This is a genomic window from Xanthomonas sp., from assembly GCF_017163755.1.
Taxonomy (GTDB): Bacteria; Pseudomonadota; Gammaproteobacteria; order Xanthomonadales; family Xanthomonadaceae; genus Xanthomonas_A.
In genome coordinates, this window is record NZ_JAFIWC010000033.1 from 1 (window position 1) to 12,038 (window position 12,038).

Consider the following 12,038-nt stretch of genomic DNA (forward strand, 5'->3'; position numbering starts at 1 on the left):
GGCAGCAGCAGGGCCGAAGCCGCCTGCCGCGCACTTAGCCAACCAGCGCGAAGCTCCACCTGTGGGAGCGACTTCAGTCGCGACGCGCGGAGCCGGCAGCTCCATCGGCTCCGGCAGCAGTCGGGGCTGAAGCCCCTCCTACAGTGCACCCAGCAAACTCAGCGCAAGGCTTCCTGTAGGAGCGGCTTCAGCCGCGACCGAAGGCATCGGCAATCCATCGGCTTCGGCAGCAGTCAGGACTGAAGCCCCCTGCAGCGCACCTATCAAACCAGCGCGAAGCCCCAACCTGTGGGAGCGACTTCAGTCGCGACGCGCGGAGCCTGCAGCTCCATCGGCTCCGGCAGCAGCCAGGGCTGAAGCCGCCAGCCGCGCATTTAGCCAATCCAGCGCGAAGCGCCGCCGGTGGGCGCGACTTCAGCCGCGACGCATGACACCTACACCCGCAGCCGCATCACCTCAGCGCCGTGCCGCCTCGCTGGCGTCGCGCGCCGGCTTGAACTCCGAGCCTTCGTCCCACGTCGGCCACTCGCGGCTGTCGGCCAGGCGCTGGCCCAGGTCGTAGAGCAGCAGCGTGTCGGCGGCGTGCCCGGCCGGATCCCAGGCGTCGCTCCAGCGATCGCAGGGCTGGTGGTAGCACTCGGCGAAATAGCGGTCGCGTGCGGCCTTGCCCGCGGCGACGCCGCCGTCGAGCTTGTCCAGGCCCGGGCCCACGGTGATCGCCGGCACGCCGGCGCGCGCGAACGCGAAGTGGTCGGCGCGGTAGAAGAATCCGGCCTCCAGATTGGGATCGGGCGAATACGCGCGGCCACGCGCCTGCGCCGCCGCGGCCAGGTCGCGCTCCAGCGACACCCGCCCGCGGCCCCACGAGGCGATGTCGCGGGTGGCGCCGTCGGGACTGAACATCTCGCTGTTGATCACCGCCACCGTGGTCTCCAGCGGCGCCAGCGGATGCGCGGCATAGTAGGTGGCGCCGAGCAGGCCCTTCTCTTCGGCGCTCAGCGCGATGAAGTACAGCGTGCGCTGCGGCCGCGGCCCGGCCGCGAACACCCGCGCCAGTTCCAGCACGCTGGCCACGCCGGTGGCGTTGTCGACCGCGCCGCGGCGGATGCGGTCGCCGCCGGCGTCGGCCGCACCCAGCCCGAACGCGTCCCAGTGCGCCGAATAGATCACCGTCTCGTCCGGGTGCGCGCCGCCCTCCAGCTTGGCGACCACGTTGTGGGTGACCACGCGCTCGCGCTTGAGCGCGAATGCCACCGACAGCGCGGCATCGCCCAGCGCGCGCGGCGTGAAGTCGGCGCGCTGCGCGCGGCGCTTCTCGGCGTCGAAATCCAGGCCGGCGCGCTGGAACAGCGACACCGCCAGCGCGCGCTGCATCCAGCCGCGTACCGGCACGTGCTGCGCGCGCGCCTGCGCGTCGCTGCGCTCGATGTCGAACAGCGGCGAGAGCCCGGAACTCTTCACCGTCGCCCAGCCGTACGCGGCCGGCGCGGTCTCGTGCACGATCAGCACGCCGGCCGCGCCCTGCCGGGCGGCTTCCTCGTACTTGTAGGTCCAGCGGCCGTAGTAGGTGACCGCGCGGCCGTCGAAGGCGCCCGGCTGCGGCGCGTCGAAATCGGCGTCGTTGATCAGCATCACCGCGACCTTGCCTTTCAGGTCCACGCCCTTGTAGTCGTCCCAGCCGCGCTCGGGCGCGTGGATGCCGTAGCCGACGAACACCAGCGGCGCATCCTTCAGCGCCACGCGCGCGCCGGGGCGCAGGCTCTGCAGCACCACGTCCTCGCCGTTGACCAGCGGCTGCGAGGCGCCGGCCACCGTCAGCGTGGCCGCGACCGGCCCGTCCACCTGCGCGCGCACCAGCGGCACCGCCTGGGTCCAGCCGCCGGCGTCGCCGCCCGGCTGCACGCCGGCCTTGCGGAACTGCTCGCTCAGGTAGGCGATGGTCTTGTCCTCGCCCGGCGTGGCCGGCGCGCGGCCTTCGAACGCATCGGAGGCCAGGGTGCGCACATGCCGTTCGAGCGCTTCGGCATCGATGCCGCCGCCGGGCAGCGCCTCGTTGGCCGCCTGCGCGGCGCCTCCCATGAACAGGCAGGCGGACAGCAGCAACATGCGCATCGGATTCACGGCAACGACCTGGAAAAACGGTGTGGCCGCACAGTGTAGAACGCGGCGGCGCCAGGAGACAGCGCGCGCGGCCGAAGCGTCGGCGCGATGGCCGGCGGGCGGCGTCGCACCGCGCCGGCGGCGCCGGTGCAGGCGCAGGCGCACGCGCAGCGCAGATCCCGCACCCGGATGGCCTTGCAAGGCCTGGTTGCCGGCGAACCCGGTCGCTTCAAGCGCATTCGCGTGCGCATCGGCACGGCCGGCGCACCACGCATCAACGCCGCGCGCCGTCCAGCCAGCATGCCAGCCCCTGCGCATTGAGTTCGATGTCCATGCGCAGCACCCGCTCCACGCCGGCGTCGTCGAGCGGGCAGCCGTGCGCGCGCGCACGCTCCAGGTACAGCGCGGTCAAGGCCGCGACCAGGCCGCGGTGGCGGTCGGGGCGGCCGTCGCAGCTGTGCGCGATCGCCACCATCGCGTCGATCTGTTCGGCCAGGTCCGCGCCGAGCTTTTCCGGCATCCGCACCGCGCCGTAGTGGGTCAGGTACATCGTCTGCGGCGCGTAGGCCAGCATCCGCTCGATCGATGCGCGCATGGCCTGCGGGTCGAACTGCACCGGCGAGGACGTGGGAATCACGAACGCGCCCTGCGCGCTGTCCAGCTCGCGGTACGACAGCCCGAAGGTGTCGCCGCTGAACCAGCCGCGGCTGCGCGCATCCCACACGCACAGATGGTGGCGCGCGTGCCCGGGCGTATCGATGCACAGCAGTTCGCGCCCGCCCAGCCACAGCCGGTGCCCGTCCTCGGCCGCCACCACGCGCGCCTCGGGCACGGCGCGGATCTGGCCATAGCTGCGCGCGATTTCCTCCTCGCCGTAGACCGCGGTGGCGCCGGCGATCAGCCGGGTCGGATCGATCATGTGCGGAGCGCCGCGCGGATGCACCAGCAGGCGCGCGTTCGGCAACTGCGCCAGCAAGGTGCCGGCGCCGCCGGCATGGTCCAGGTGCACGTGGGTCAGGATCAGCCAGTCGACATCGGCCGGCGCCAGGCCGGCGTCATCGAGCGCGGCCAGCATCGCCGGCAGCGAATGGCTGGTGCCGCAATCGACGAACGCGCCGCGTCCGTCCTCGACGATCAGGTACGCCGCGTCGAACTGCGCGCGCTGGAAACCGGTATCGATCGCGTGGATGCTGGGATCGCGTGGCATCGTGCAAGGGCTCGGGCTGGCGAGCCCTCATTCTAGGCACGCCGTCGGCAGCGGTCGACGACGCGGCGATCACGATACGGCCCTGCACAGGCATGACGCCGGCACGCGGGAGGCGCTCCCAATCTCTGCCCTTGCGCGCCGACAGGAGCACTGGCGACAGCGCCGCTGCAAGCAGGCGCCGCACGCTCTTCTATCGGCCCTGCAGTGCCGACGTATCGCGGCCCAGGCGCTTACGCAAGGCGTTGCGATCGATTCAAGCAGATCCACGTCGGCCGTTCGCACGTGCTCGGCGATGCGGTGCTGAGCGAGGTCGGGCGCCTGCTGGCCGAGGCGCGCCGCGCGGCGGACGTGCCGGCGCGCATGGGCGGGGAGGGCTTCGGCCCGGCTGCTGCCGGAGCCGATGGAGCTGCCGGCGCCGCGCGTCGCGACTGAAGTCGCTCCCACAGGTGGAGCTTCGCGCTGGTTGGCTAAGTGCCCTGCAGGCGGCTTCAGCGCTGGTTGCTGCCGAAGCCGATGGGTTGCCGATGCCTTCGGTCGCGGCTGAAGCCGCTCCTACAGGAAGTCGTGCGCTGAGTTTGCTGGGAGTACTGCGGGAGGCGTGCAGCGCCGACCGGCCATCGCCAGTCTTCGCGAGCCGCCGCGCGGACGGCGCGGCTACGCCGCCTCGCGCAGCTGCCGCAGCGCCGCCAGCACCGTGTCCGCCGGCGCGACCAGCTTGATCTCCGGCGTCTCCAGCGCGTCGGCCTGCTCGACCTGCTTGAGCACACCGATCAGCCGGCCGGCATCGCGCGGCGAGTCGAAGCCTGCGCTCTGCACCAGCAGTTCGCCGGCGCCGTCGAGCAGCTTGAAGTAGAACCGGCCGTCGTTGTCGCGGTACTGCTTGAACAGCGGCGGCGCCGGCTTGCCCAATCCGGCATCGGCATCGGCATCGGCAGGCCGGCCGGCGCCTGCGGACAGGTCGCGCAGGCCGACCGCGTCGCGCAGTTCGCGCAGGAAAGGCGTGGCGTAGCGCGCGCGCAGCCGCTGCGCGTTGTCGCGCAGGATCGCCTCGATCTCCGCCGGGCGCGCCATCAGCGCCTCGTAGCGCTCGCGCATCGGCGCGATCTCTCGATCCAGCCGCTCGAACAGCTGCTGCTTCGCCTCGCCCCAGCCGATGCCGTCGGCGAAGGCCTGCGCGAACGCCGCGGTCTCCTCCGCGCCGGCGAAGGCCTGGTACAGCTGGAACAGCGCCGAGCCGTCGGTGGCCTTGGCTTCACCCGGCGCGCGCGAGTCGGTGACGATCGAGAACACGCGCTTCTTCAGCTCCTCGCGCGGCGCGAACAGCGGGATCGTGTTGTCGTAGCTCTTGCTCATCTTGCGCCCGTCCAGGCCCGGCAGCGTGGCCACCTGCTCGTCGATCAGCGCCTCGGGCAGGGTGAAGTAGTCGCGGCCGTAGACGTGGTTGAAGCGCTGGGCGAAGTCGCGCGCCATCTCGATGTGCTGGATCTGGTCGCGCCCCACCGGCACCCGCTGCGCGTTGAACAGCAGGATGTCCGCCGCCATCAGCACCGGATACATGAACAGCCCGGCGCTGACCCCGGCATCGTCGTCCTCGCCGTCGGCGCGGTTCTTGTCCACCGCGGCCTTGTAGGCGTGCGCGCGGTTGAGGATGCCCTTGCCAGCCACGCAGGTCAGGAACCAGGTCAGCTCGGTGGTCTCCGGCACGTCGGACTGGCGGTAGAACCACACCTTCGACGGGTCCAGCCCGGCGGCCAGCCACGAGGCGGCGATCTCCAGCGTGGAGCGCTGGGTCCGCGCCGGGTCCTGCGCCTTGATCAGGCTATGCAGGTCGGCCAGGAAATAGAAGCTCTCGATCTCCGGACGCAGGCTGGCCGCCAGCGCCGGGCGGATGGCGCCGACGTAGTTGCCCAGGTGCGGGGTGCCGGAGGTGGTGATGCCGGTGAGGACGCGGGTGGTCATTGCGCAGGAGGCTTAGGACGAAAACCCGGCGAGTTTAACCGCTGCGCGGCAACCCCGTTGGCGATCGTCGCGCGTTCAACTGCATGTCCCTCCTTCCGGAATCGCCGCCATGCGCCTGCTTGCCTGCCTGCTGTTGATCGTCTCGTTATGCGGTTTCCGCCCGTTTGCGCCCGCCGCCGACGGGCCGGTGGAACTGGAAGTGCTCGACCGCGATGCCGATGCCTGGCTGCCGCAGCGGGCGCATCGCGGCGAGGCGTGGATCGCCGGCACGCCCGGGCACCGCTACGCGGTGCGCCTGCACAACCGCGGCGGCCAGCGCGTGCTGGCGGTGCTGTCGGTGGACGGGGTCAATGCGGTCAGCGGCCAGACCGCGGCCGCCGACCAGCGCGGCTACGTGCTCGCGCCCGGGCAGAGCATCGAGGTCGCCGGCTGGCGCAAGTCGCAACGCGAGGTGGCGCAGTTCGTGTTCACTGGCCTGGACGACAGCTATGCGGCGCGCACCGGGCGCCCGGACAACGTCGGGGTGATCGGCATCGCGGTGTTCGACGAGGCGCAGCCGGCGATGGAGGAATCGGCGGTCGCGGTGGCGGGGTCGGCGCGGCCGGCGCCGGCGCCAGTGCAGCGGGCCGAATCGGCGACCGGCGACATGGCCAGCGCGCAACGCCTGGGCACCGGCCACGGCGAGCGCGAGTGGTCGCCGGCCACCACCACGGTGTTCGTCCGCGCCAGCGCCACGCCGCGGCAGCTGACCCAGCTGCGCTACGACAGCCATGCGCGGCTGGTGGCGCGCGGGGTGATTCCGGCGCCGAAGCGGCAGCCGCGTTTCGCGCGCGCGCCGCAGGCGTTCCCGGGCGGCTTCGTCGCCGACCCGCCGCCGCGCTGAGCGCGACGCGCAACGCAGCACGGGCCGCGACGCGGCCCGTGCTGGTGATCCTGGAACGATGTTAGAAGGGGAATGCCGCGCTCAGTCGCGGTATTCCTTGCCCAGGCCGTCCTGGAACGTGCGCACCTCGCGTTCGGCGCGATCGCGATCCCAGCCGTAGCGCTCCTGCAGCTTGCCCGACAGGTACTGCGCGTTGCCTTCGGCCACGTCGAAATCATCGTCGGTGAGGTCGCCCCACTTGGCCTTCATCGAGCCCTTGAGCTGGGTCCACTTGCCGGAAATGATGTCCTTGTTCATAGCGTCGTTCTCGTCTGGCTTGCGCGGCGATTCGACCGCACGCCCAGCATCGCCAATGCCGCGTTGCGCCCAGGTCAATCCTGCGTCAACGGCACGTCGTCGCATGAACCGTTGCGGACGGGCGCATGGCAAAAAAAAACGGGCCGGCTGGGCCGACCCGTCTCTCGTTGCGAACGATCCGCCGATCAGTTCTTGGCGGCGTCTTCGACCTTCTCGCCCGCACCCTGTACATCTTTGCCGGCGCCAGCCACGGTGTTGCAGCCCGACAGCAGGCCCACCGAGAACATCGCCAGCAGCATCCACGCGAAAGTACGCTTCATAAGTCACTCCTTCTTGGGTCATGGAACGCGGCACGAGCGCCGCGCTTGGAATCAATCTTCAACGCCTACCGTCAAACCGCTGCGCTGCGGAACAATCGATCAGCACTTGCCGTCGTGGCAATCACCCGCCTTGTCTTCCACCTTCTCGCCTGCCTTCTGCATGTCTTTGCCGGCGCCCGCCATGGTGTTGCAGCCGGTCAACATGCCTGCGGAAAACAGGGTCAGTACCATCAAGGTCAGCAATCGCTTCATCGTCAATTCCTCGCAATAGGACGGATCGGCAGCATCGGCGACATCCGACGCACGACCTACCGTCTGGCGGTGAATCTGACTTCCCCACTGTGGATTTCACGTGAATGAACCCATTGTGCGTTCAGCGTCGCGTGGGCCACTGCGCCTAATCGCGCATCAGCGTGGACTTGCCGAACAGGCTTTCGACCAGGTCCACCGCCAGTTCCGCGGTCAGGTTGCGGGTGTCCAGCACCGGGTTCAGCTCGACGATGTCCAGCGAACGCATGCGCCCGCTGTCGGCGATCATCTCCATCACCAGCTGCGCCTCGCGGTAGTTGGGACCGCCGGGCACGGTGGTGCCGACGCCCGGCGCGATGCTGGGATCGAGGAAATCCACGTCGAAGCTGACGTGCAGGTGGGTGTTGTCGTCGATGCCCTCCAGCGCCGCCTCCATGGTCCGCTTCATGCCCATCTCGTCGATGTAGCGCATGTCGTAGACGTCGATGCGGTGCTGCTTGATCAGCCGCTTCTCGTCCGGATCCACCGAACGGATGCCGATCTGCCGCACCTGCTCGGGCCCGATCGCCGGCGCATCGCCGCCCAGGTGGGTCAAGGCCTCCGGCCCCAGGCCGCACAGGCACGCCACCGGCATGCCGTGCACGTTGCCCGACGGGGTCACGTCGCTGGTGTTGAAGTCCGAATGCGCATCCAGCCACAGCACGCGCAGCTGGCGGCCCTGCTCGCGGCAATAGCGCGCGACCGCGGTGATCGAGCCGATGCCCAGACAGTGGTCGCCGCCGAGCATGATCGGCATGCGCCCGGCGCGCAGTTCGGCGTAGCTGACCTCCATCAGCGCGCGATTCCATGCCACCACCTCGTCCAGATGGCGATAGCCGCCGACCGGCGCCTGCCACGGATTGCGCGGCCCATCCAGGTTGCCCAGGTCGCGCACCTCCACGCCATGATTGGCCAGCGCCTCGTGCAATCCGGCGATGCGCAGCGCCTCCGGCCCCATGCGCGCGCCGCGATGGCCGGCGCCGATGTCGGTCGGCACGCCGATCAGCGACACCGGCAGATAGTGAGAATTCATCGACACGCTCCAGCGAAAAATGTTCGCCAGTCTAGCGAGACGGTCGCGAGGCGACCCGCCGCGGCGCAGCAGGCGGCGCATGGATGCCGCGCGCGCAACCAAGCTGCGACGCAGTGCAGCGGAGACAGACGGGATGGTGCCGACACCCGGATTCGAACTGGGGACCTACCGCTTACAAGGCGGTTGCTCTACCAACTGAGCTATGCCGGCAAAGGCTGCGCGACGCGCGTGCCGCGTGGCGGCGCGCCATTCTAGCGCAGCGCGGCGCAGTCCAGTGAGCGCTGCCGCGCCGCGCCGAGCTGGCGGCGCAGCGCGCCGGCCTGCGCCGCGGACGCCACGCGCAGGTCCAGCCACCAGCGCGGCTGGCCGCTGCCGCCGCTGGGAATCAGTTCGACGTTGAAGCCGGCCTTGGCCAGTTCGGCACGGCGGCGTTCGGCGCCTTCGCGGCTGCGGTACTGGCCGAGCGCGATCGCGCCGGCTTCCTCGCCCTGGCGGATCGGATAGTAGTCGCGGATGCCGGCGGCGACGATGCGCTCGACCGCGGCCTTGACCCCGTCCTCGCCGCCGATGGTCGGCAGCAGCACGCGGAAGCTGGTGGCGTCGCTGTCGCCGACCTCGCGCACGCGCGCACGCGGCAGGTCCGCGGCCAGCGTCGCGGCGGCCGCATCGGCGGCGGCGCGATCGGGATACGGTCCCACGCTCAGGCACACCGGCGGCGCGGCGGCCGCATCGGGCTGCGTCGGCGTCGGCGCAGGCGCGGGCGCGGGCGGCGGCGTAGCGGCGGCGACGGACGCCGCCGGCACCGACGCCACGGCGGCAGAAGCCGGGGTGTCGGACGCAGGCACCGATGGCGAAAGCGGCACCGCCGGCAATGCGGGTTTGGCCGGCGCCGAGGCAGCGGGAGCGGGGCCGGCATCGAGCAGTTGCAGCGTCGCCACGCCCGGCGGCGGCGAAGGCGGCGCAGGAACCGGCGCGGCCTGCGGCTGCGTCGCCCACCACAGCGCCACGCCGAGGTTGAGGATGATCAGGACGACGAGCAGGGCGCGGACGAGCATGCGCCGATTCTACCCGGCGCCCTGCGCGGCGTCGTGGCCCGGTTGCGCCGCCCACAGCGCCAGTCCGTCCAGCACCAGCGAGGGCCGGTGCTCGGCGGCGTCCAGCCACGGCAGCAACGCCGGCGCGCCGCCGCCGTGGAGCAACAGCCGCGGCGGCCGCGACAGCAATGCCTGGCCCTGCTGCAGGCTGCGTTCGATCAGCGCCAGCGCGGCGCCGTCGCAGCCGGAGGCCAGCGCATCGGCGGTGTCGTCGGCGAACTCGCGATAGGCGCCGCCTTCGGCCGGCAGCTGCGCGGCGCGCTGCTGCAGCGCCTGGCGCATCGTGGTCGGCGATGGCGCGATGCGCCCGCCGTGGTGCTGGCCGTGGCGATCGAGCAGGTCGACGGTCAATGCGGTGCCGATGCCCACCACCAGCACGTCGCCGGCGCCGTGCGCGGCGAGCAGCGCCAGGAAGCGGTCCACGCCGAACCTGTGCGGCTGCGCGTAGGCGATGCGCACGCCGGCGCAGGCGGCCGCGCTGCGCGCCACGCGCACCTGACCGAAGCGCGCGCGCAGCGCGTCCAGCACCGCGGCGGTCAGCGCCGGCGCGGCGACGCTGGCCACGTAGGCGGTGTCGCCGCGCGGCAGCGCCGCGACCGCCGCCGCGTCCATCGCCTCGGCGCCGTGCGCCCACGCCTGCACCGCGCCGGCGCCGCGCGCGTGCCGCGCGGCGAACTTGAAGCGCGAGTTGCCCAGGTCGAACAGCCAGTCGCTCATGCCGGCCTCACGCTGACTTCGCCGGCATGGATCCGGCGTTCGCCGCCGTCGCAGGCGACCCGCAGCGCGCCGTCGTCGGCCAGGCCGAGCGCGCGGCCCTCGCTGACCACGCCGGCCTCGTCGATGCGCACCGTGCGCCCGGCCAGCAGGTCCAGCGCCGCGTAGCGCGGCAGGAACGGCGCCAGGCCCTGCGCGTCGAACAGCGCCAGCGCCGGCAGCAGGTGCGACAGCACCGCCGCGGCGATGGCGTTGCGCGAGACCTCGGCGCCGGCCAGGCTGGCCAGGTCGGTCCACGGCTGCCCGATGCCGGCGGCGCTGGCGGCCGGCATGCGCACGTTGAGTCCCAGCCCGATCACCGCATGCGCCGGGCCGGCGAACTCGCCGCCGCCCTCGACCAGCAGCCCGCCCAGCTTGCGCCCGTCGGCGAGCAGGTCGTTGGGCCATTTCAGCCCGACCGTGGCGAAGCCGCGCTCGCGCAGCGCTTCGGCCACCGCCACGCCCGCCGCCAGGCTGAGGCCGCCGAGGCGGCCGAGGCCGCCGGCGAAGCCGCGCGCCACCGACAGGTACAGGTGCGCCGCCAACGGCGAAGCCCAGACCCGGCCGCGGCGTCCGCGCCCGCCGGTCTGGCGCTCGGCCAGCAGCACCGCGCAGCCCTGCGCCGGCACCGGACGCGCCAGCAGGGCGCTGTTGCTCGAGGCCAGGCTCCAGGCGATCTCCAGCGCGCCCAGCTCGGCCCGCGCCGCCGGCGCCAGCGCCGCGCGCAGGACCTCGGCGTCGAGCAGTTCCAGCGGCCGCGCCAGCCCGTAGCCTTGGCCGGCGCGGCCGTCGATCTCGACGCCGGCCGCGCGCAGGCCTTCGATGCGCTTCCACACCGCGGCGCGGGTGAGCCCGAACGAACGCGCCAGCGCGTCGCCGGAAAGGCGGCCCTGGCTGAGCCGGGCCAATAGTTCGCGATCGTCCACGCCGGTTCCAACGCCTCGAAGGGGAAAATTATGCGGGAAGCGCCGCGCCGGCGCCTGGCCGGCCTGCACCGGCAACAAAGCCGCGCTAGAATCGGCGACCACCGCCGCTCGCCCCGGATGCCGACGATGCGCCGATTCGTGCTGTGCCTGACCCTGCTGCTGCTTCCGCTGGCAGCCGCCCACGCGTCCGACGCGCTGGTGGCCAAGGAGCGCGGCGCCTGCGTGTACGCCGACAGCGCCGAACCCGACGGCAGCGCGCCGCGCCCGGCCGCGCCGCGCGCACCGGCGTCCAAGCCGGCGCCCGCGCCCAGCGGCGGTGGCGGCGGCGACAGCGACCTGATGCCGCGCCTGCGCATGCCCAAGTGGCACAGCTTCCTGCCGGGGATGTTCCGCTGATTTCACGCTGGTGGCGCTGGCTGCGCCCGGCGCCGCCGGCGATCGACGACGCGCACTGGCGGCCCGTCCGCCAGCGCTGCGCCTGGGTCGCCGCGCTGGACGCGCCGCAGGAACAGCGGTTGCGCGCGCTGGCCGCGTTGTTCCTGCAGCACAAGACCATATCGCCGGTGGACGGGCTGGTGCTGGATGCGGCGCAGCGCGCGCTGCTGGCGGCGCTGTGCTGCCTGCCGCTGCTGCGCTTCGGCGAACAGGGCATGCGCGGCTGGTCGCAGCTGATCGTGTACCCGGACGCATTCCGGGTGCGCCGCAGCCATGTCGATGCGGCCGGCGTGCTGCACGAGTGGGACGACGAACTGATCGGCGAATCCTGGGACAGCGGCCCGTTGATCCTGTCGTGGGCCGACGTGCAGGCCGACCTGGACGAACCGCGCGCCGGCTACTGCGTGGCGGTGCACGAGATGGCGCACAAGCTCGACGTGCTGGACGGCGCGCTCGACGGCACCCCGCCGCTGCCGCGCGACTGGCAGCGGCAATGGGCCGCCGACTTCCAGCGCAGCTACGACGCGTTCTGCGCGCGCGTCGCCGACGGCCGCGCGACCGATCTGGATCCGTACGCGGCCGAGGCGCCCGAGGAATTCTTCGCCGTGGTCAGCGAATACCATTTCTCCGCGCCGCAGCGGTTGCAACGCGAGATGCCGGAGGTGGCCGCGCACCTGGCGCGGTTCTACGGGCCGCCGCCGTTCGCCGCGCGGTGAGCGGCCCGGCGCGCCGCGCCGGCGCGC

General features: G+C 72.2%; 14 protein-coding genes and 1 tRNA gene. 4 read left to right on the plus strand and 11 right to left on the minus strand.

The window, feature by feature from the left end; all coding sequences use genetic code 11:
- Positions 1-456 precede the first annotated feature (456 nt).
- Together JR065_RS18465 and JR065_RS18470 are read right to left on the minus strand one after the other, a co-directional pair.
- Complete coding sequence (locus tag JR065_RS18465; RefSeq protein ID WP_206235933.1) at positions 457-2,112, minus strand: M28 family metallopeptidase; 1,656 nt, start codon at positions 2,110-2,112, stop codon at positions 457-459.
- A gap of 262 nt (positions 2,113-2,374) precedes the next feature.
- A complete protein-coding gene (locus JR065_RS18470) occupies positions 2,375-3,307 on the minus strand; it encodes an MBL fold metallo-hydrolase (protein ID WP_206235868.1) in 933 nt (310 codons plus the stop codon).
- A 204-nt stretch (positions 3,308-3,511) separates the two neighbouring features.
- Here JR065_RS18470 and JR065_RS21910 point away from each other — a divergent pair, with 204 nt between their 5' ends.
- Positions 3,512-3,739, plus strand: a complete 228-nt coding sequence (locus JR065_RS21910) for a diguanylate cyclase domain-containing protein (RefSeq protein WP_429001891.1) — start codon at positions 3,512-3,514, stop codon at positions 3,737-3,739.
- A gap of 222 nt (positions 3,740-3,961) precedes the next feature.
- On the opposite strand, the gene JR065_RS18480 is transcribed toward JR065_RS21910, so the two are convergent.
- Positions 3,962-5,266, minus strand: a complete 1,305-nt coding sequence (locus JR065_RS18480) for a tryptophan--tRNA ligase (RefSeq protein ID WP_206235872.1) — start codon at positions 5,264-5,266, stop codon at positions 3,962-3,964.
- A 109-nt stretch (positions 5,267-5,375) separates the two neighbouring features.
- Here JR065_RS18480 and JR065_RS18485 point away from each other — a divergent pair, with 109 nt between their 5' ends.
- Entirely contained in the window at positions 5,376-6,149 is a 774-nt protein-coding gene (locus JR065_RS18485) for a hypothetical protein (protein ID WP_206235873.1), read from the plus strand.
- An 81-nt stretch (positions 6,150-6,230) separates the two neighbouring features.
- Here JR065_RS18485 and JR065_RS18490 read toward each other — a convergent pair whose 3' ends face one another.
- From JR065_RS18490 to birA, 8 genes are all read right to left on the minus strand, one after another.
- On the minus strand, positions 6,231-6,446 hold the full coding sequence (locus JR065_RS18490; RefSeq protein ID WP_206235874.1) for a CsbD family protein: 216 nt from the start codon (positions 6,444-6,446) through the stop codon (positions 6,231-6,233).
- Positions 6,447-6,631: 185 nt separating this feature from the next.
- On the minus strand, positions 6,632-6,766 hold the full coding sequence (locus tag JR065_RS18495) for an entericidin A/B family lipoprotein (RefSeq protein ID WP_206235875.1): 135 nt from the start codon (positions 6,764-6,766) through the stop codon (positions 6,632-6,634).
- A 99-nt stretch (positions 6,767-6,865) separates the two neighbouring features.
- Positions 6,866-7,018, minus strand: a complete 153-nt coding sequence (locus JR065_RS18500) for an entericidin A/B family lipoprotein (RefSeq protein WP_206235876.1) — start codon at positions 7,016-7,018, stop codon at positions 6,866-6,868.
- Positions 7,019-7,163: 145 nt separating this feature from the next.
- A complete protein-coding gene (rocF, locus tag JR065_RS18505; protein ID WP_206235877.1) occupies positions 7,164-8,087 on the minus strand; it encodes an arginase in 924 nt (307 codons plus the stop codon).
- 134 nt (positions 8,088-8,221) lie between these two features.
- Positions 8,222-8,297: transfer RNA gene (locus JR065_RS18510), tRNA-Thr, on the minus strand.
- A 41-nt stretch (positions 8,298-8,338) separates the two neighbouring features.
- Entirely contained in the window at positions 8,339-9,142 is an 804-nt protein-coding gene (locus JR065_RS18515; RefSeq protein WP_206235878.1) for an SPOR domain-containing protein, read from the minus strand.
- Positions 9,143-9,151: 9 nt separating this feature from the next.
- Positions 9,152-9,898, minus strand: coding sequence for a type III pantothenate kinase (locus JR065_RS18520; protein ID WP_206235879.1), 747 nt, complete (start codon positions 9,896-9,898; stop codon positions 9,152-9,154).
- Positions 9,895-10,860 carry a bifunctional biotin--[acetyl-CoA-carboxylase] ligase/biotin operon repressor BirA gene (birA, locus tag JR065_RS18525; protein ID WP_206235880.1) on the minus strand — a complete coding sequence of 322 codons (966 nt, stop codon included), beginning with the start codon at positions 10,858-10,860 and terminating at the stop codon, positions 9,895-9,897. Before birA ends, JR065_RS18520 begins: the two co-directional genes overlap by 4 nt.
- 126 nt (positions 10,861-10,986) lie before the next feature.
- On the opposite strand from birA, the gene JR065_RS18530 reads away from it, so the two are divergent.
- Together JR065_RS18530 and JR065_RS18535 are read left to right on the plus strand one after the other, a co-directional pair.
- Positions 10,987-11,256 carry a hypothetical protein gene (locus JR065_RS18530; protein ID WP_206235881.1) on the plus strand — a complete coding sequence of 90 codons (270 nt, stop codon included), beginning with the start codon at positions 10,987-10,989 and terminating at the stop codon, positions 11,254-11,256.
- Positions 11,223-12,011: a zinc-dependent peptidase gene (locus JR065_RS18535; RefSeq protein WP_206235883.1), complete on the plus strand. Its 789-nt coding sequence runs from the start codon at positions 11,223-11,225 to the stop codon at positions 12,009-12,011. The genes JR065_RS18530 and JR065_RS18535 overlap by 34 nt, the downstream gene beginning before the upstream one ends.
- The last annotated feature ends 27 nt before the right edge of the window (positions 12,012-12,038 follow it).